The 17023-nt window shown below is 68.4% G+C and carries 18 protein-coding genes and 1 other RNA gene; 5 read left to right on the top strand and 14 right to left on the bottom strand.

Features of this window, described 5'->3' with window-relative positions; genetic code table 11:
- Nucleotides 1-19 precede the first annotated feature (19 nt).
- The 3 genes from dnaK to hrcA form a co-directional block, all read right to left on the bottom strand.
- Entirely contained in the window at nucleotides 20-1942 is a 1923-nt protein-coding gene (gene dnaK / locus CSC71_RS13890) for a molecular chaperone DnaK (protein WP_162374974.1), read from the bottom strand.
- A 102-nt stretch (nucleotides 1943-2044) separates the two neighbouring features.
- The gene (grpE, locus tag CSC71_RS13885; protein ID WP_162374973.1) at nucleotides 2045-2569 is read right to left on the bottom strand and encodes a nucleotide exchange factor GrpE; all 525 of its coding nucleotides are present in this window, start codon (nucleotides 2567-2569) and stop codon (nucleotides 2045-2047) included.
- Nucleotides 2570-2633: 64 nt separating this feature from the next.
- Complete coding sequence (hrcA, locus tag CSC71_RS13880) at nucleotides 2634-3680, bottom strand: heat-inducible transcriptional repressor HrcA (RefSeq protein WP_162374972.1); 1047 nt, start codon at nucleotides 3678-3680, stop codon at nucleotides 2634-2636.
- An 86-nt stretch (nucleotides 3681-3766) separates the two neighbouring features.
- Between hrcA and recN the strand changes: the two genes are divergently transcribed.
- Nucleotides 3767-5434 (top strand): DNA repair protein RecN, encoded by a 1668-nt coding sequence (gene recN, locus CSC71_RS13875; protein ID WP_162374971.1) that lies wholly within the window; start codon nucleotides 3767-3769, stop codon nucleotides 5432-5434.
- A gap of 25 nt (nucleotides 5435-5459) precedes the next feature.
- On the opposite strand, the gene CSC71_RS13870 is transcribed toward recN, so the two are convergent.
- Nucleotides 5460-6008 (bottom strand): DUF4410 domain-containing protein, encoded by a 549-nt coding sequence (locus tag CSC71_RS13870; RefSeq protein WP_162374970.1) that lies wholly within the window; start codon nucleotides 6006-6008, stop codon nucleotides 5460-5462.
- 62 nt (nucleotides 6009-6070) lie between these two features.
- A complete protein-coding gene (gene fur / locus CSC71_RS13865; protein ID WP_162374969.1) occupies nucleotides 6071-6475 on the bottom strand; it encodes a ferric iron uptake transcriptional regulator in 405 nt (134 codons plus the stop codon).
- 113 nt (nucleotides 6476-6588) lie between these two features.
- Between fur and CSC71_RS13860 the strand changes: the two genes are divergently transcribed.
- Nucleotides 6589-6987 carry an outer membrane protein assembly factor BamE gene (locus CSC71_RS13860; RefSeq protein WP_162374988.1) on the top strand — a complete coding sequence of 133 codons (399 nt, stop codon included), beginning with the start codon at nucleotides 6589-6591 and terminating at the stop codon, nucleotides 6985-6987.
- A gap of 14 nt (nucleotides 6988-7001) precedes the next feature.
- Here CSC71_RS13860 and CSC71_RS13855 read toward each other — a convergent pair whose 3' ends face one another.
- Both CSC71_RS13855 and CSC71_RS13850 read right to left on the bottom strand, forming a co-directional pair.
- Complete coding sequence (locus CSC71_RS13855; RefSeq protein WP_162374968.1) at nucleotides 7002-7262, bottom strand: RnfH family protein; 261 nt, start codon at nucleotides 7260-7262, stop codon at nucleotides 7002-7004.
- Nucleotides 7263-7264: 2 nt separating this feature from the next.
- On the bottom strand, nucleotides 7265-7693 hold the full coding sequence (locus CSC71_RS13850; RefSeq protein ID WP_162374967.1) for a type II toxin-antitoxin system RatA family toxin: 429 nt from the start codon (nucleotides 7691-7693) through the stop codon (nucleotides 7265-7267).
- A 52-nt stretch (nucleotides 7694-7745) separates the two neighbouring features.
- Between CSC71_RS13850 and smpB the strand changes: the two genes are divergently transcribed.
- Nucleotides 7746-8237, top strand: coding sequence for an SsrA-binding protein SmpB (gene smpB, locus CSC71_RS13845; protein WP_162374966.1), 492 nt, complete (start codon nucleotides 7746-7748; stop codon nucleotides 8235-8237).
- Between the two features lie 146 nt (nucleotides 8238-8383).
- Nucleotides 8384-8735: a transfer-messenger RNA gene (gene ssrA / locus CSC71_RS13840) on the top strand.
- A gap of 60 nt (nucleotides 8736-8795) precedes the next feature.
- Here the strand turns inward: ssrA and CSC71_RS13835 are convergent.
- From CSC71_RS13835 to alr, 3 genes are all read right to left on the bottom strand, one after another.
- Nucleotides 8796-11138, bottom strand: a complete 2343-nt coding sequence (locus tag CSC71_RS13835; RefSeq protein WP_162374965.1) for a Tex family protein — start codon at nucleotides 11136-11138, stop codon at nucleotides 8796-8798.
- A gap of 138 nt (nucleotides 11139-11276) precedes the next feature.
- Nucleotides 11277-11957 (bottom strand): YiaD family glycine zipper/OmpA-like lipoprotein, encoded by a 681-nt coding sequence (locus CSC71_RS13830; RefSeq protein WP_162374964.1) that lies wholly within the window; start codon nucleotides 11955-11957, stop codon nucleotides 11277-11279.
- A 239-nt stretch (nucleotides 11958-12196) separates the two neighbouring features.
- On the bottom strand, nucleotides 12197-13288 hold the full coding sequence (gene alr, locus CSC71_RS13825; RefSeq protein ID WP_162374963.1) for an alanine racemase: 1092 nt from the start codon (nucleotides 13286-13288) through the stop codon (nucleotides 12197-12199).
- A 114-nt stretch (nucleotides 13289-13402) separates the two neighbouring features.
- On the opposite strand from alr, the gene CSC71_RS13820 reads away from it, so the two are divergent.
- Entirely contained in the window at nucleotides 13403-14065 is a 663-nt protein-coding gene (locus CSC71_RS13820) for a glutathione S-transferase family protein (protein ID WP_162374962.1), read from the top strand.
- Nucleotides 14066-14071: 6 nt separating this feature from the next.
- Here CSC71_RS13820 and lolD read toward each other — a convergent pair whose 3' ends face one another.
- The 4 genes from lolD to CSC71_RS13800 are packed head-to-tail and all read right to left on the bottom strand — an operon-like array spanning nucleotide 14072 to nucleotide 16690.
- Nucleotides 14072-14761, bottom strand: coding sequence for a lipoprotein-releasing ABC transporter ATP-binding protein LolD (gene lolD / locus CSC71_RS13815; RefSeq protein ID WP_162374961.1), 690 nt, complete (start codon nucleotides 14759-14761; stop codon nucleotides 14072-14074).
- Nucleotides 14754-16004, bottom strand: a complete 1251-nt coding sequence (locus CSC71_RS13810; RefSeq protein WP_162374960.1) for a lipoprotein-releasing ABC transporter permease subunit — start codon at nucleotides 16002-16004, stop codon at nucleotides 14754-14756. Before CSC71_RS13810 ends, lolD begins: the two co-directional genes overlap by 8 nt.
- A gap of 7 nt (nucleotides 16005-16011) precedes the next feature.
- Nucleotides 16012-16464, bottom strand: a complete 453-nt coding sequence (locus CSC71_RS13805; RefSeq protein ID WP_162374959.1) for a hypothetical protein — start codon at nucleotides 16462-16464, stop codon at nucleotides 16012-16014.
- On the bottom strand, nucleotides 16415-16690 hold the full coding sequence (locus CSC71_RS13800) for an FAD assembly factor SdhE (protein WP_162374987.1): 276 nt from the start codon (nucleotides 16688-16690) through the stop codon (nucleotides 16415-16417). The genes CSC71_RS13805 and CSC71_RS13800 overlap by 50 nt, the downstream gene beginning before the upstream one ends.
- Between the last annotated feature and the right edge of the window lie 333 nt (nucleotides 16691-17023).

Raw genomic sequence — 17023 nt, 5'->3', positions numbered from 1 at the left:
CCGCTTCCCGTCCCTGGCCTTACTTCTTCTCGTCGTCCTTGACCTCGGTGAACTCGGCATCCACCACGTCGTCGCCGCCCGAAGCGGAGGCCGACGGCTGCTCTGCGCCCGGCTGCGACGAAGCGGCGGACGCCGCGGCGTACAGCGACTGGCCAGCCTCCTCCAGCGCCTTGCTCTTGGCCTCGATCTGCGCCTTGTCGTCGCCCTTGATCGCGGTTTCCAGCTCGGCGATCGCGGCCTCGACGCGGCCGATCACGTCGCCCGGCACCTTGTCGCCGTGCTCCTTGACCGCGCTGCGGGTGGCGTGGACCAGGCCGTCGGCCTGGTTGCGCGCCTGCACCAGCTCGTGGAACTTCTTGTCCTCGTCGCGATGCGCTTCCGCATCGGCGACCATGCGCTGGATCTCCTCGTCGGACAGGCCGGAACCGGCCTTGATCTCGACCTTCTGCTCCTTGCCGGTCTTCTTGTCCTTGGCGGTGACGTGGACGATGCCGTTGGCGTCGATGTCGAAGCTGACCTCGATCTGCGGCAGGCCGCGCGGCGCCGGGTCGATGCCGCTCAGGTCGAACTTGGCCAGCGACTTGTTGTAGCGGGCCTGTTCGCGTTCGCCCTGCAGCACGTGCACGGTCACGGCGGACTGGTTGTCTTCCGCGGTCGAGAAGGTCTGCGAGGCCTTGGTCGGGATCGTGGTGTTCTTCTCGATGATCTTGGTGAACACGCCGCCCAGGGTCTCGATGCCCAGGCTCAGCGGGGTCACGTCGAGCAGCAGCACGTCCTTGACGTCGCCGGCCAGCACGCCGCCCTGGATCGCCGCGCCCAGCGCGACGGCCTCGTCCGGGTTGACGTCCTTGCGCGGCTCCTTGCCGAAGAACTCGGCGACCGCCTGCTGCACCTTCGGCATGCGGGTCTGGCCGCCGACGAGGATGACCTCGGAGATCTCCGAGGCGCGCAGGCCGGCGTCGTTCAGCGCAATGCGGCACGGCTCGATCGACTTCCTGATCAGGTCCTCGACCAGCGCTTCCAGCTTGGCGCGGGTCAGCTTGATGTTCAGGTGCTTCGGACCGGTGGCGTCGGCGGTGACGTACGGCAGGTTCACGTCGGTCTGTTGCGAGCTGGACAGCTCGATCTTGGCGCGCTCGGCCGCGTCCTTCAGGCGCTGCAGGGCCAGCGGGTCCTTGCGCAGGTCGATGCCTTCCTGCTTCTGGAATTCCTCGACCAGGAAGTCGATGACGCGCTTGTCGAAGTCCTCGCCGCCGAGGAAGGTGTCGCCGTTGGTGGCCAGCACCTCGAACTGCTTCTCGCCGTCGACTTCGGCGATCTCGATGATCGACACGTCGAAGGTGCCGCCGCCGAGGTCGTACACCGCGATCTTGCGGTCGCCGCTGCCGTTCTTGTCCAGGCCGTAGGCCAGCGCCGCCGCGGTCGGCTCGTTGATGATGCGCTTGACGTCGAGGCCGGCGATGCGGCCGGCGTCCTTGGTCGCCTGGCGCTGGCTGTCGTTGAAGTAGGCCGGCACGGTGATGACCGCCTCGGTGACCTTCTCGCCGAGGAAGTCCTCGGCGGTCTTCTTCATCTTCTCCAGCACCTTCGCCGAGATTTCCTGCGGCGCCAGCTTCTTGCCGTCGGCCGTGCCGACCCAGGCGTCGCCGTTGTCGTGCGCGGTGATCGCGTACGGCACCAGGCCCAGGTCCTTCTGCACCTCGGCGTCGGTGAACTTGCGGCCGATCAGGCGCTTTACCGCGTAGAAGGTGTTCTTCGGGTTGGTCACCGCCTGGCGCTTGGCCGAGGCGCCGACCAGCACCTCGCCGTCCTTGGTGTAGGCGACGATCGAAGGCGTGGTGCGGTCGCCTTCGGAGTTCTCGATCACGCGGGCCTTGCCGCCCTCCATGATCGCCACGCACGAGTTGGTCGTGCCCAGGTCGATGCCGATGATCTTGCCCATGTGATTGCTCCGTGATTCCGTTTGTCTTGGCCGGCGATGCGCTGGCGATGCTCGCTATGTGGGGTTGGCCGCGCGGCGTTCAAGCGCGGCGGCGGCCTTCGTTCAGTCGTGTTTCGCCACGACCACTAGCGCGGGGCGCAGCAGGCGGTCGTTGAGCAGGTAGCCCTTCTGGAACACCTGCACCACGTGGCCCGGCGCGACGCCTTCGGCCTCGGCCTGGCTGATCGCCTGGTGGTGCTCCGGGTTGAACGGCTGCCCGGTCGGGTCGAGCACGGCCAGGCCGTTATCGCCGGCGACCTTCAGCAGCTGCTTCAGGGTGAGTTCGAGGCCGTCGCGCAGCGGGCCGGACGCGCCGCCGGCCGAGGCCAGCCCCGCGTCGAGGCTGTCGAACACCGGCAGCAGCTGCGACAGCAGGCGCTCGTTGGCGAACTTGCGGGCCTGCTCGACGTCGCGGACCAGCCGCTTGCGCTGGTTTTCGAGGTCGGCGCGATCCAGCAGCACCGAAGCGCGCAGTTGCTCGAGTTCGGCGTTGAGGCGTTCGATTTCGGCCTGCGGGGAGTTGTCTTCAATCCCCTGGGCGACGGCCTCGTCGCGCGGCGCTTCAGGGTTCGGATCGTTGTGAGTCATTCGGGGTTCCCAGGCGGCTCCCATGCCGCCAGACCGGGAACCAATGGGGTCGCCGGCAGGGGTTTCAAGCCTTCGGCGTGGCCTCGATGGCCGCGCCCAGCGCGTCCGCGGCGGCCTGCACCACCGGGATCACCCGGTCGTAGGCCATCCGCGTGGGTCCGATCACCCCCAGCACGCCCAGTACCTGCCCCCCGGAAACGTAGGGCGCGGTGACCAGCGAGACCCCGTCCAGCGGCGCCAGCCCGGTTTCCTCGCCGATGAAGATGCGCACGCCGGGCGCGCGCAGGGTGCGTTCGAGCAGCTGCAGGATCTCGCGCTTGCGGGCGAAGGCCTCGAACAGCTCGCGCAGGCGGTCGAGGTCGGACAGGTCCTGCACGCCCATCAGCCGCGCCTGCCCGGCCAGCACCATGTCGTCGCCCGGGGCGACCAGGGCGTGTTCGGCCAGTTCCACGGTGTGGGCCAGCAGTCCTTCCATCTCGTCGCGGGCGGCGCGCAGCTCGCGCACCAGCGTGAGCCGGATCTCGGCCAGCGGGCGGCCGGCGAAATGCTGGTTCAGGTAGTTGGCCACGCGTTCCAGCTCGGACGGATCGTAGGCGCGACGCGGCTCGATCACCCGGTTCTGCACGTCGTTGTCGGCGAACACCAGGATCGCCAGCACGCGGCGCCCGTCCAGCGGCACGAAATCAATGTGGCGGAACGCGAACTGCTCGCGCTTCGGCGCGCTGACCACGCCGACGAAATGGGTCATCGCCGACAGCAGTTCCGAGGCATTGCCGAGCAGCGCCTGGGTGCCGGTGCCGGCCGGTAGCTCGCTGCGCAGCCGGGTCACCTCGCCCTCGCCCAGCGGCTGCACCTGCACCAGCGAATCGACGAAGACGCGGTAGCCCTGCGCGGTCGGCACGCGCCCGGCCGAGGTGTGCGGCGAGGCCAGCAGGCCGACCTCCTCGAGGTCGGCGAGGATGTTGCGGATCGTCGCCGGGCTGACGTCGAGGCCGGCGGAACGGGCCAGGGTCTGCGAACCGACCGGCTCGCCGTCGCGGATGTAGCGCGAAATCAGCGTGCGCAGCAGGTGGCGCGAGCGCGGATCGAGGTTGGCGGGCGAGCGGGACATGCCTTTTGATAGCCCCGCCGGGCCGGCTTTGCAAGCCGTGCCGCGCGTCTCGGGGATTGCGCCGGCTGCCGATACAATGCCCGCCCATGCTGACCCGCCTGAACCTGCAGGACTTCGCCGTCGTTTCCGCCGCCGAACTCGAATTCGGGCCCGGCATGACCGTCATTTCCGGCGAGACCGGCGCCGGCAAGTCGCTGCTGGTCGACGCGCTGGGCTTCCTGTCCGGCCTGCGCGCCGACAGCGGCGTCGTCCGCCACGGCGCCGACCGTGCCGAGCTTTCCGCCGAATTCGCCGTCGAAGCCGGTTCGCCGGCCGCGGCCTGGCTGCGCGACAACGAACTGGACGACGGCGGCACGTGCCTGCTGCGCCGGGTGATCCGCGCCGACGGCGGTTCGCGCAACTGGATCAACGGCCGCAACGTCACCCTGGCGCAGTTGGCCGAGCTGGCCGCGTTGCTGGTCGAAATCCACGGCCAGCACGAGCACCAGGCGCTGTTGTCGCGCCCGAACCAGCTGGCCCTGCTGGACGGCTTCGCCGACGACGAAACCGAACTGGCCGCAGTGCGCCGGGCCGCTGGCCGCTGGCGCGAACTGCTCGACGAGCGCGACGCGCTGTCGAAACAGGGCGACGTCTCCGACCGCACCAACTACCTCGGGCACCAGTTCGCCGAGCTGGAACGCGAGGACCTCGAGCCGGCGTCGATCGCCAAACTGGTCGCCGACCATCGCCGCCAGGCGCACTCGGCCGGCCTGATCGACGCCTGCAACCTCGCCTTCGCCCGCCTCAACGGCGACGACGGCACGTCGGCGCTGCGCGAACTGCAGCAAAGCCGCAACGATCTGGCCCGCGTCGCCGAGCACGAACCGCGCCTGCGCGAGGTCGACGCCCTGCTCGACGCCGCCGCGATCCAGCTCGACGAGGCGCTGGCCCTGCTCGACCGCATCCGCGACGACCTCGACGCCGATCCGGCGCAGATGCAGGAACTGGAACTGCGGCTGGGCCACCTCCACGACCTGGCGCGCAAGCACCGCACGCTGCCGGAACAGCTCGGCGAGCGCCGCGACGCCATCGGCTCGGAGCTGGAGTCGCTGCGCGGCGCCGGCGAGCGCCTGCTCAAGCTCAACGACGAGATCGCGAAGGCCGCGCAGGCCTGGCGCGACGCGGCGGCGAAACTGACCGCCAGGCGCAAGGCCGCCGCCGCCCGGTTGGCCAGGGCCGTCACCGCGCTGATCTCCGAGCTGGGCATGGGCGGCGGCAAGTTTGGGGTCGAATTCGAGCCGAACGACGCGGAACGCCCCGATCCGCTCGGCACCGAGCGGATCGAGTTCCTGATCGCGGCCAACGCCGGGCAGCCGCCGCGCGCGCTGCGCAAGGTCGCCTCGGGCGGCGAGCTGTCGCGCATCTCGCTGGCGATCGAGGTCGCCGCGCTCGGCTCGGACGCGGTACAGACGATGGTTTTCGACGAGGTCGATTCCGGCATCGGCGGCGCGGTCGCCGAGATCGTCGGGCAGAAGCTGCGTGCGCTCGGCGCGAAGCGCCAGGTGCTGTGCGTGACCCACCTGCCGCAGGTCGCGGCGCAGGGCCACGCACACTACCGGGTCAGCAAGGCCGCAGCCGGCGGCGTCACCCGCAGCTCGGTCGAGGCGCTTTCGCCGGCGCAGCGCGAAGAGGAGCTGGCGCGGATGCTCGGCGGCGTGGAGGTCGGCAAGGAAGCGCGCGCGGCGGCGAGGAAACTGCTTTCCGCGGCGAGCTAGCAGTTCCTTACAATCCCCTGGGATGTCACTTCATCTGGCCCGGTTGCGGGGCCTGCTCGGCAGCCGGCATAGTCGGATCGCCTTTCGGCGCATCCAATGCACCCCCGGCCAACACGAAGTCTGCGATCTCGTCCGCGTGGCCACGCAACAACCCTCCGGCCGACCCCACTGCCGTCGCATTGCCGGATTCAACATTGAGGCGCCCCAACTCCTCTCCGGTAACCGGATCCAGTACCTGCACAGTGCTCAACACGCGATCCTTGCCTGCCATGATGCCCACCAACGCACGTGCGGCACCAGGGCGCATGTAATAACGGGTAACCGTAATCTTGACGCGGACGGCTTCTTGCGAGTTTTCAGGCACAAGAACGCCTGCAAATCGCTCATCGAGTCGCGCACGAAGAACCTGTAAGCCCTGAGGCGTCATCCCTCCCGGGTTTTCGATCGTATACCAGAGCCGGGAACCCGGCTCGGCAGAATTTGGCCTTGCGATCGAGCTTGAGGTACCGATACAGCCCGTCAACAAGGTGCAGAGCAGGACGGCAAGCCCGACCAGGGATAAGGCACGCTTCATAGCCATACTCCCCAAGAACCACTCTGCAAGGACCAGCTTCCTCCGCCCCTCGCCCCTGCCACCTACTTCTTCTTGCGCACGTACAGCACCAGCGAGTGCTCTTCCAGCACGTAGCCATGTTGGGCGGCGATCTTGCTCAGCAGTTCGACGATTTCCGGGCTCTCGAACTCGGTGATCTTGTCGGTGCCGACGTCGACCATGTGGTAGTGGTGGTCGCCACGGTCGATCTCGTAGACCGCCTGGCCGCCCTCGAAGTTGTGCTTCACCACCAGCCCCGCGGCCTCGAACTGGGTCAGCACGCGGTACACCGTGGCCAGGCCGATTTCGTCGCCGTGCTCCAGCAGCTGGCGGTAGATGTCCTCGGCGCTGAGGTGGTGCTGGTCCTTCTTCTGCTCGAGCAGCTCCAGGATCCGCATGCGCGGATGGGTCACCTTCAGGCCGACTTTCTTCAGGTCGTGGGATTCCATGGCCGTTCCGTTCATTGGCGGTTTAGCGCCAGCCGCCCCGCAGGGGTTTGCAACAGTGCCGGCAGTGTATCATCGCCGGATCCACAGCCCGTGTAGTCGCGATGTCCTCCATGATCCGCAATGCCCTGCTTGCCGCCGTCCTCGCCTCCGCCACCGCCGGCTGCGGCATCCTCTACAAGCAGCCGATCTACCAGGGCAACCTGATCGAAAAGAGCAACGCCGACCAGTTGGCCGTCGGCCAGAGCAAGCAGCAGGTGATGGCCCTGCTCGGCACGCCGTCGGTCGCCGATCCGTTCCATGCGCAGCGCTGGGACTACGTCGCCAGCGAGCGCACCAACCGCCGCGGCACCACCGAGATCAAGAACCTGACCGTGTTCTTCGAGAACGACGCGGTGGTCAGCTGGGAAGGCGAGTATTTCCCGGAACAGGACCTGCAACTGGCCAGCCAGACCGTGCGCCAGTTCGGTCCGAACCTGGCCAAGGACAAGGGCAAGAACAAGCGCGGCCGCTGAGCCGCGTTTTTCGTTCAGGGCCTCGGCTTCTGCGCGCGCCGCCGCCGCGCCTCCTTCGGATCGGCCTGCAACGGCCGCAGCAGCTCCACCCGGTCGCCGTCATGCAGCCGCGTCGACGCCCCGGCAACCACGCCGAACACGGCGTAACCGGCCACTTCCCCGGTATCCGTGAATCCCGACGCCGCCAGCGCATCGGCCAGCGTCGCGCCTTCCGGTAACTCGAGGACCGCGGACTCGAAGCGCCGCGGCCACGCCAGCACCACTTCGACCTTCATCGCTAGGCCCCGCTGTCGGCAACGCGAACGAAGTCGTCGACCATGCGGTCGGCCAGGCCCTGGAAGCCCAGCGCGAATGCCGGCCCGAGCAGGCGGTTGGTCGGCTCGAATTCCAGGGTGAGGGTGACCTTGCACGCCTCCTCGTCCAGCGCGTGGAAGTCCCAGCGCCCGTGCAGCTTGCGGAACGGGCCGTCGACCAGCTTCATGTCGATGCGATGCGGCCGTTCCAGCGCATTCTCGGTGGCGAACCAGGTGCTCAACGCGCCCAGGCCCAGGTCCAGCCGCGCGACCATGCGCTCCTCGCTCGCCTCGATCACCTCCGCCCCCCGGCACCAGCCGAAGCGGCGCGGATAGGCCGCGATGTCGTTGACCAGGTCGAACATGCGCGCGGCGGAATGCTCGACCAGGGCGCTGCGGCGGATGCTGTGCATATCGGGGAACGTTGGACTCGCTTGGGCGGCGGGCATCGGCGACAATAGCCCGATGTCCAAAAAACCCGCCAAGGATAAAGCAAACGGCGGCACCATCGCCCTGAACAAGCGCGCCCGCCACGAGTACCACCTCGAGGAGCGCCACGAGGCCGGCCTGGAACTGCAGGGCTGGGAGTTGAAGGCGATCCGCGCCGGCCGCGCCAACATCAGCGAGAGCTATGCGGTGATCCGCCATGGCGAACTGTTCCTGTTCGGCGCGCAGATCACCCCGCTGATCCAGGCGTCGACCCACGTCCTCGCCGACGACCGCCGCACGCGCAAGCTGCTGCTGCACCGGCACGAGATCGACAAGCTGGTCGGCAAGGTCGAGCGCGACGGCTACACCCTGATCCCCACCGCGATGTACTGGAAGGGCAGCAAGGTCAAGCTGGAACTGGCGCTGGCCAAGGGCAAGCAGACCCACGACAAGCGCGCCAACGAGAAGGAGCGCGACTGGCAGCGCGAGAAGCAGCGCGCCATGCGCGCCCACAACAAGAACGCCTGACGAAGCCAGGAACGGGCGGCGACAAACGGGGAAAGAGGGAAAGCTGAACCCCGCTCGTTTCCCGTTCCTTTCCGCCCGTTCCCGCTCCTTGTAACCGCCCCGCCCCGCCCCTACACTGGCCCAGTCAGGAATGACGTACTTCCCAAGGGGCTGCACTGGCTTCGACGGGGGTTGCGAAGTTGCCTGGTGCATGCCGAGGGGGCAGCTTTCCTCGTAAATCCAGCGGCAAAAATCTAGTTGCCAACGACGACAACTACGCTCTGGCCGCTTAAGGCCTAAGCCCCGAAACTGCTTGTGTCCGTGCTCGCAGCGTAGGGTCACTATCACGGAACCGCCCGCCGCCGCCGCCCGTCGGCCCGGGTTAAATCGAACGGGATTGTCCTGCGGTGCGCTCTGCCCCTCGTGCTGCCGCAGGATGAAATCCAACGACGGGATAAGCATGTAGTACCGGGGATGGAGTGCCTTCGGACGCGGGTTCGACTCCCGCCAGCTCCACCATCTCGAAGAATAGGCCGGAACCCTGCGGTTCCGGCCTTTTCGTTTGCACCGGTGAAAAACTCAGTTGCCGCCGCGCGCCTTGGCGAACGCCGCGGCCAGCGCGCTGTCGGCGGCCGGCCTGGCCGGGGCGAAAGGCTTGCCACCCTGCCCGCGCGGACCGCGATCGTTGCGCGATGCCGCACGCTGGGCGCGAAGGTCGCCGCCGGCCTGCGGCGCATCGTCCAGGCGGCGAGTCAGCGCGATGCGCTTGCGCGCCACGTCGACCTCCAGCACCTTCACCTTGACGATGTCGCCGGCCTTCACCACCTCGCGCGGATCCTTGACGAATCTGTCGGACAGCGCCGAGATGTGGATCAGCCCATCCTGGTGCACGCCGATGTCGACGAAGGCGCCGAACGCGGCGACGTTGCTGACCACGCCTTCGAGGACCATGCCGACCTTCAGGTCCTTGATGTCCTCGACGCCGTCGGCGAACTTCGCGGCCTTGAATTCGGGGCGCGGGTCGCGGCCGGGTTTTTCCAGTTCCTTCAGGATGTCGCGCACGGTCGGCAGGCCGAACCGGTCGTCGGTGAACTGCTCGGCCTTGAGCGAACGCAGGAACGCGGTGTCGCCGATGATCTGCTTCACCTGCCTGCCGTCGGCCGCGAGGATGCGCTCGACCACCGGGTAGGCTTCCGGGTGCACCGATGACGCATCGAGCGGCTCGTCGCCGTCGGCGATGCGCAGGAAGCCGGCGCACTGTTCGAAGGTCTTGTCGCCCAGGCGCGGCACCTTCAGCAGGTCCTTGCGCCGCTTGAACGGGCCGTTGGCGTCGCGGTGCGCGACGATGTTCTCGGCCACCGTCGGCGACAGGCCGGACACGCGCGAAAGCAGCGCGGCCGAGGCGGTGTTCACATGCACGCCGACCGCGTTGACGCAGTCCTCGACCTTCGCGTCGAGCGCCTTGGCGAGGCGGTACTGGTCGACGTCGTGCTGGTACTGGCCGACGCCGATCGCCTTCGGCTCGATCTTCACCAGTTCCGCCAGCGGATCCTGCAGGCGCCGCGCGATCGACACCGCGCCGCGCAGGCTGACGTCGAGGCCGGGGAACTCGCGCGCGGCGAATTCCGATGCCGAATACACCGACGCACCGGCCTCGCTGACCACGATCTTCTGCATCTTCAGTTCGGGTACCAGCTTGAGCAGGTCGCCGGCCAGCTTGTCGGTCTCGCGGCTGGCGGTGCCGTTGCCGATCGAGACCAGTTCGACGTTGTGCTTCAGGCACAGTGCGCGCAGCGCGTGCAGCGATGCATCCCACTGGCGCTTCGGTTCGTGCGGGTAGATGGTCGCGGTATCGACCAGCTTGCCGGTCCTGTCGACCACCGCGACCTTGACGCCGGTGCGCAGGCCCGGGTCGAGGCCGAGCACCGCCTTCGGCCCGGCCGGCGCGGCCAGCAGCAGGTCCTTGAGGTTGTCGCCGAACACGGCGATGGCCTCGGCTTCGGCCTTCTCGCGCGCCCGGTTGAACAGGTCCAGCAGCAGGTGCATGTGCAGCTTCGCGCGCCAGGTCAGGCGGCAGGCATCGAGCAGCCACTTGTCGGCGGCGCGGCCCTGCGCGGAAACGCCCGCATGCTTCGCGACGCGGCCCTCCGCCTGCAGGTGGCCGGCTTCGGCATCGCCGCCGGGATCGAGGTCGAGGTGCAGCACTTCCTCGCGGCGCGCGCGGAACAGCGCGAGCAGGCGGTGCGACGGAATCTTCGCCAGCGGTTCGGCATGGTCGAAGTAGTCGCGGTATTTCGCGCCCGTCTCTTCCTTGCCCGGCGCGACGCGCGCGCGGATCACGCCGACGTCGTTCATCCAGTCGCGCAGTTCGCCGACCAGCGCGGCGTCTTCGCCCCAGCGCTCCATCAGGATCGCGCGGGCGCCTTCCAGCGCGGCCTTCGCGTCGGCCACGCCCTTTTCCGCGTCGACGAAGGATGCCGCGAATTCCTCCGGCGCCTGCGCCGGGTCGGCGAGCAGGCCGTCCGCGAGCGGCTCCAGCCCGGCTTCGCGGGCGATCTGCGCCCTGGTGCGGCGCTTGGGCTTGTACGGCAGGTACAGGTCTTCGAGCCGCGATTTGCTGTCGGCGGCTTCGATCTCGGCGCGCAGTTCGTCGTTCAGCTTGCCCTGCTCTTCGATGCTGGCCAGCACCGCGGCGCGGCGTTCCTCGAGTTCGCGCAGGTAGGTCAGGCGCGCTTCGAGGTTGCGCAACTGCGTGTCGTCGAGCCCGCCGGTGACTTCCTTGCGGTAGCGGGCGATGAACGGAACCGTCGCGCCTTCGTCGAGCAGCGCGATGGCGGCCTGGGCCTGCGCGGGTTGCGCGCCGATCTCGGCGGCGATGGTGGCGGCGATCTGGCGGGCGAGTTTCGGATTGTTGTCCTGCATTGCGTCCTTTCGGTGGTGCCTTCGTCTTGCGGAGGAGCCCGATTGTCGCAAGCCGGCCGCGGCGGCAAAAGCTTGACAGGCGCGAAAAGAAACGGGCCGCTTCCGCGGCCCGTCCGGGTGTCGCAATGGGTACGAGGCTTACGACTGCGCCTGCACCGGCACCACGCGGATTTCCACGCGGCGGTTCTTGGCGCGGCCGGCCTCGGTGCTGTTGTCGGCGATCGGGTAGTTCTTGCCCATGCCGATCGTCTGCAGGCGCACGCTCTGCACGCCGCGGCCGATCAGGTAGTTGCTGACCGCCGCCGCGCGCTGTTCGGACAGGCGCTGGTTGACCGCGTCGCTGCCGATGCTGTCGGTGTGGCCGGAAACCTCGATCATGGTCTGGTTGTATTCGGCCAGCGTACTGGCGACGTTGTTCAGCGCCGGATAGAACTGCGGCTTCAGCGCGGCGCTGTTGAAGTCGAAGGTGACGCCGTCCGGCAGGTTGAGCTTGATCACGTCGCCCTCGCGGGTGACGTCGATGCCGGTGCCGGCGGTCTGCCTGCGCAACTCGGCTTCCTGCTTGTCCTGGTAGGCGCCGATGCCCGCGCCGGCCAGGCCGCCGATGCCGGCGCCGACCATCGCGCGCTGGCGGCGTTCGGTGGCGTCCTTGCCGCTGAGCAGGCCCGCCACCGCGCCGATGCCGGCGCCGATCAGCGCGCCCGTGCGGGTGCGGTTGGGGTCGTTGGGATCGCTGGTCTGGCCGGTGTAGCTGGCGCAGCCGCTCAGCAGGGTGAGGGCGAAAGCGCCCAGCACGGCGAGTTTCAGGGAAGTCTTCATTGCCTCTATCTCCTTGTATGGCGGCCGCGCGTGGCGTGGCGGCCGGTAATGGCATCAGGGCTTGCGGCCTGAAGGGTCCTACGGCGACGAAAGATAACCATGTTCAGGTGACAGGGAACGACTTCAGGCGCCCCTCATTCAGGTTGTGGCGGGACTGCGCGGACAACCCGGAATCAATCCCCGCCGGCATGAACGGTTAATTTATGTTCCCGGCGTGAAATCCATGTGCAGCCCGGCCTTCAATCCTCGACGAAGCGCACCCGCCGGGTGATCGAGCAGACCAGCTCGTAGCCGATGGTGCCGGCGGCGGCGGCGATGGTTTCGACCGGCAGGCCTTCACCCCACAACAGCACCGGGTCGCCAACGCGCGCGTCGGGCTGGGTGCGCAGGTCGATGGTCATCAGGTCCATCGACACACGGCCGATGACGCTGGCGCGGCGCCCGTTGACCAGCACCGGCGTGCCCGGCGGCACGACCCGCGGGTAGCCGTCGCCGTAACCGACCGCGGCCACGCCGACCGGCATGTCCTCGGGACAGCGCCACGTCGCCGAATAGCCGATCGGCTCGCCCTTCGCGAAGCGGTTCACCGCGATCAGCTTCGTGCAGAAGTCCATCGCCGGGCGCAGGCCGAAGGCATCGCCGCTGGCGCCGTCGACCACCGACATGCCGTAGAGCATGCCGCCGGGGCGGACGATGTCGCCGTGCGCCTGCGGCCAGCCGAGCACGGCGGCGGAATTGGCCAGCGAACGCGGCCCCGGCAGGCCGGCGGTCGCTTCCTCGAAGGTGCGCAGTTGCTCTAGGGTCTGCTTGCCGCGCGACGGGCTGTCGGCATATTCGTCGGAACTGGCGAAGTGGGTCATCAGCGCGATTTCGCCGGCCACGTGCGGCAGCGACGCCAGCACGGTGTGCGCTTCCCGCACCTGCCCCGGCGCGAAGCCGAGCCGGTGCATGCCGGAATCGACCTTCAGCCAGCACCGGATCGGCTCGCCGGGACCGGCGGCCTCGAGCATGCGCAGCTGTTCGTGGCTGTGCACGACAGTGGCGACGTCGAGCTGGCGCAGGTGCGCGAGGTCTTCCGGCGAGTCGAAACCGGACAGCAGCACGATCGGCTGCGACAGGCCGGCGGCGCGCAGGCGTTCGGCGTCGGCCAGCGCGGCGACGCCGTACAGGTCGGCGCCCTCCAGCGCCTGGGCGACGCGTTCGAGCCCGTGCCCGTAGCCGTCGGCCTTGACCACCGCCATCACCTGCGCGCCGGGCGCACGGCTGCGGGCGATGCCCAGGTTGTGACGCAGGTTGTCGGCGCGGATGTGGGCGGTGGTGGCTCTGGGCATGGTGCGGATTGTACGCTTGGGTGCCCTTGGTCATTCGGCGGGCGGATCGGCCAACATGTCGATTCCGGGCCCGCTCGGGCGTCGTACCGGTAAACCTAGCCCGGGAAACGAATCATGTCGCTGACGCTCTACTACCACCCGCTCGCCTCGTATTGCCACAAGGTGCTGATCGCGCTGTACGAAAACGGCACCGAATTCGAGAAGAAGCTCGTCGACCTCGGCGATGCACAGCAGCGTGCGGAACTGCAGGCGCTGTGGCCGCTGGCCAAGTTCCCGGTGATCCGCGACCACGCCCGCGGCATCGACCTGCCCGAGACCTCGGTGATCATCGAATACCTGGACCGGTTCTTCCCGGGACCGCGCCCGCTGGTTCCGCACGACTGGGGCGAAGCGCTGGAAGCGCGGCTGTGGGACCGCGTGTTCGACAACCACGTGCAGGGGCCGATGCAGGAAATCGTCAACGACCGCCTGCGCGGCACCAACAACGACATGGGCCATGCGCGTGCCGCACTCGACACCGCCTATGCGGTGATCGACCGCCAGCTCGGCGACCACGAGTGGATCGTCGGCGACGATTTCGGCCTGGCCGACTGCGCCGCCGCGCCGGCGCTGTTCTACGCCAGCACGCTGCGGCCCTTCCCCGCCGGCTGCGACCGGCTGGCCGCGTATTTCGAACGGCTGGTGGAGCGGCCGTCGGTGAAGCGCACGCTGGACGAGGCGAAGCCCTGGTTCCGCTTCTACCCGTTCGCCGAGACGATTCCGCAGCGCTTCCGCTGAGCGGACTCAGGCCGCGGCCAGTTCGCGCAGCTTGCCTTCGTGCAGCTCCAGCACGCGGTCCAGCCGCTTCGCCAGGCGCATGTCGTGGGTCACCAGCACCAGGCTGGTGCGCTGCGCGCGGTTGAGTTCCAGCATCAGCTCGAACACCGTCGCCGCAGTCTTCTCGTCGAGGTTGCCGGTCGGTTCGTCGCCGAGCACGCAGGCCGGCTTGTTGACCAGCGCCCGCGCCACCGCCGCGCGCTGGCGCTCGCCGCCGGACAGTTCGCCCGACTTGTGGCCGAGGCGGTGGCCCAGGCCGACGCTTTCGAGCAACGCCTGCGCGCGCTGCGCGGCGTCGTACACCGGCGCGCCGGCCAGCAGCACCGGCATCATCACGTTCTCCAGCGCGGTGAATTCCGGCAGCAGGTGATGGAACTGGTAGACGAAGCCCAGCGCCCTGTTGCGCAACGCGCCGCGCGCCGCGTCGGACAGCGCCGACATCTTCTGCCCGGACACGTACACCTCGCCCGCGGTCGGCGTGTCGAGACCGCCGAGCAGGTGCAGCAGCGTGCTCTTGCCGGCGCCGGATGCGCCGACGATGGCCACGGTCTCGCCGGCATCGACCGCCAGGTGGAGGCCGTCGAACACCGGCGTGCGCAGCTTGCCCTCGGCGTAGGTCTTGGCCAGGCCCTCGGCGCGGATGACAACATCACTCATAGCGCAGCGCCTCCGCCGGTTGCGTGCGCGCCGCGCGCCAGGCCGGGTACAGGGTGGCGAGGAAGCTCATCGCCAGCGCGACGCAGGCGATCATGACCACGTCGCTGGCCTCCAGTTCGTACGGCAGGCCGGTGATGTAGTACACGTCGGACGGCAGCAGGGTCACGTTGAACAGCGCCTCGATCAGGCCGAGGATGCGCTCCAGGTTCAGGGTCAGCAGCACGCCGCCGACCACGCCAAGCGCGGTGCCGATGATGCCGATCAGCGAACCCTGCACCATGAACACCTGCATTACCCCGCGCGGGCTCAGGCCCAGCGTGCGCAGGATCGCGATGTCGGCCTGCTTGTCGGTGACCAGCATCACCTGCGACGACACCAGGTTGAACGCGCCCATCGCGATGATCAGCGACAACAGGATGCCCATCACCGTCTTTTCCATCTTCAGCGACTGGTAGAGGTTGGCGTTCTCGCGGGTCCAGTCGCTGACCTGGTACGGGCGGTCGTGCAGGGCCAGCGCCAGGTCGCGGGCGACGTCCCAGGCCTGGTCCATGTCGTGCAGCTTCAGGCGCACGCCGGTAACGTCGTCGCCCATGCGCAGCAGGCGCTGCAGGTCGGACAGGTGCACGACGGCGAGGTTGCGGTCGATGTCGTTGTGGCCGACGCCGAACAGGCCGGTGACCTTGAAGCGCTTGGCGCGCGGCACCGCACCGAGCGGCGTGCCCTGGAAATTGCCGGTGGTGACGTTGACGCTGTCGCCGACGCCGACGCCCAGCCACAGCGCCAGTTCCTGGCCGAGCAGGATGTTGAATTCGCCGGCCTGCAGCGAGTCCAGCCGGCCCTGCTTCATCTTGTCGGCCAGCACCGAGACCTTCGGCTCCTCGCTGGGCAGCACGCCGCGCACCATCGCGCCCTGCGGGTCGCGGTTGCCGCCGAGCAGGCTCTGCACGTCGATGTACGGCGCGGCGCCGGCCACGCGCGGGTCCTTCATCGCCACCGCCACGGCGTGCCGCCAGTCGTGCAGGTTCTCGCCGGCGCCGCTGACGGTGGCGTGCGCGGTCATGCTGAGCAGGCGGTCGCGGATCTCGCGCTGGAAGCCGCTCATCACCGCCAGGGGGGTGATCAGCACCGCCACGCCCAGGGCGATGCCGAGGATCGAGGCCAGCGAGATGAAGGAAATGAAGCCGTTGCGGCGCTTGGCGCGCAGGTAGCGCAGGCCGATGGCGACGGGAATGGGTTTGAACATATCCCCGCTATGGTGCCATTACCCGCGGCTCGCGCGCAGCCTCGCCCTGCCCCGCGGCCAGCCTCAGTTCACGCCGCCGTGCCGGCGGCAGGGTGTCAGGCCAGAACGACAGCCGCCCTGCCCGGCCCGCGCGGCCCTTCCAGCGGACGAAGGCGAGCGGCCCGCGCCAGTGGATGGCAACATCCTCGACCGGCTGGCCGTCGAGCAATACCGGCGATGCGTTACCCGGGAAGACGAACTCGCGGACGGGTCGCCTCGCCTCTCGCCGGATCGTCCACACGCCATAACCCAGCGCGAGCAGCGTCAACGGCCAGGCGACCAGGCGCGGCATTTCCGATTCGAGGAGGGAGAACGCGGCCAGCAGTGCGATCAGCGCCAGCGCGACGAGCAGCCAGCGCGAGGGGCGCCATTCAATGCGGCAGGTCGCGGATGGTGACGAGCAGCGGAAAGAGTTCGACATCGGGACATTCCTCGTAGCCCATGAGCCAGCGCCAGAGCTTATCGTCCTCCACTTCGATCAGCCGTAGGAAAACCCCGCGTTCGGCTTCGGAGGCCTGCGCCCATGCGTGGTCAAGGTAGCGGCCGAACAGGCTGTCGAGTTCCTTCATCCCACGCCGGCAGCAGCGCCAGCGCAGGCGCTTGAGTTCGATTTCGTCGGGGGTCGGCTCGGTCACGGGACCTTCCATCACTGCGGAATGCCGCACATTTTACTGCTTGACCGATGGCAGGCTTGGGGTGGGCGGGTCTCGATCCGCCACCTCGCGGAATCCGGCGGGCGGGTCATGACCCGCCCCATCCTGCCAAACGAAGAACCCCGCCGTGAAGCGGGTTTCTTTTGAAGCAAAAACAAAGTCACTGGATTCCCGCCTCCGCGGGAATGACGAGCGAATTTATGCGGCGCGCGCCAGCATCAGCTTCTTGATCTCCGCGATCGCCTTGGCCGGGTTCAGGCCCTTCGGGCCGGGGCGCGCGCCGGTCCTGATGGGGTGGCAGCGGGACCCGTTGGACCCTGCGCTTAA

Source organism: Pseudoxanthomonas sangjuensis (genome assembly GCF_010211755.1).
Classification (GTDB): domain Bacteria; phylum Pseudomonadota; class Gammaproteobacteria; order Xanthomonadales; family Xanthomonadaceae; genus Pseudoxanthomonas_A; species Pseudoxanthomonas_A sangjuensis.
The sequence above is the reverse complement of the archived record's forward strand: the minus strand, read 5'-3'. Positions and strand labels throughout refer to the sequence as shown.

Excerpts from the sequence above, each read along its gene's own strand:
- alr (WP_162374963.1), bottom strand. The coding sequence starts at position 13,288 with ATGCCCAGAGCCACCACCGCCCACATCCGCGCCGACAACCTGCGTCAC.
- CSC71_RS13855 (WP_162374968.1), bottom strand. The coding sequence starts at position 7,262 with ATGAAGGTCGAAGTGGTGCTGGCGTGGCCGCGGCGCTTCGAGTCCGCG.
- CSC71_RS13850 (WP_162374967.1), bottom strand. The coding sequence starts at position 7,693 with ATGCACAGCATCCGCCGCAGCGCCCTGGTCGAGCATTCCGCCGCGCGC.
- CSC71_RS13870 (WP_162374970.1), bottom strand. The coding sequence starts at position 6,008 with ATGAAGCGTGCCTTATCCCTGGTCGGGCTTGCCGTCCTGCTCTGCACC.
- CSC71_RS13810 (WP_162374960.1), bottom strand. The coding sequence starts at position 16,004 with ATGTTCAAACCCATTCCCGTCGCCATCGGCCTGCGCTACCTGCGCGCC.
- hrcA (WP_162374972.1), bottom strand. The coding sequence starts at position 3,680 with ATGTCCCGCTCGCCCGCCAACCTCGATCCGCGCTCGCGCCACCTGCTG.
- dnaK (WP_162374974.1), bottom strand. The coding sequence starts at position 1,942 with ATGGGCAAGATCATCGGCATCGACCTGGGCACGACCAACTCGTGCGTG.
- fur (WP_162374969.1), bottom strand. The coding sequence starts at position 6,475 with ATGGAATCCCACGACCTGAAGAAAGTCGGCCTGAAGGTGACCCATCCG.
- CSC71_RS13830 (WP_162374964.1), bottom strand. The coding sequence starts at position 11,957 with ATGAAGACTTCCCTGAAACTCGCCGTGCTGGGCGCTTTCGCCCTCACC.
- lolD (WP_162374961.1), bottom strand. The coding sequence starts at position 14,761 with ATGAGTGATGTTGTCATCCGCGCCGAGGGCCTGGCCAAGACCTACGCC.
- CSC71_RS13800 (WP_162374987.1), bottom strand. The coding sequence starts at position 16,690 with ATGGAAGGTCCCGTGACCGAGCCGACCCCCGACGAAATCGAACTCAAG.
- CSC71_RS13820 (WP_162374962.1), top strand. The coding sequence starts at position 13,403 with ATGTCGCTGACGCTCTACTACCACCCGCTCGCCTCGTATTGCCACAAG.
- grpE (WP_162374973.1), bottom strand. The coding sequence starts at position 2,569 with ATGACTCACAACGATCCGAACCCTGAAGCGCCGCGCGACGAGGCCGTC.
- smpB (WP_162374966.1), top strand. The coding sequence starts at position 7,746 with ATGTCCAAAAAACCCGCCAAGGATAAAGCAAACGGCGGCACCATCGCC.
- recN (WP_162374971.1), top strand. The coding sequence starts at position 3,767 with ATGCTGACCCGCCTGAACCTGCAGGACTTCGCCGTCGTTTCCGCCGCC.
- CSC71_RS13805 (WP_162374959.1), bottom strand. The coding sequence starts at position 16,464 with ATGTCGAACTCTTTCCGCTGCTCGTCACCATCCGCGACCTGCCGCATT.
- CSC71_RS13835 (WP_162374965.1), bottom strand. The coding sequence starts at position 11,138 with ATGCAGGACAACAATCCGAAACTCGCCCGCCAGATCGCCGCCACCATC.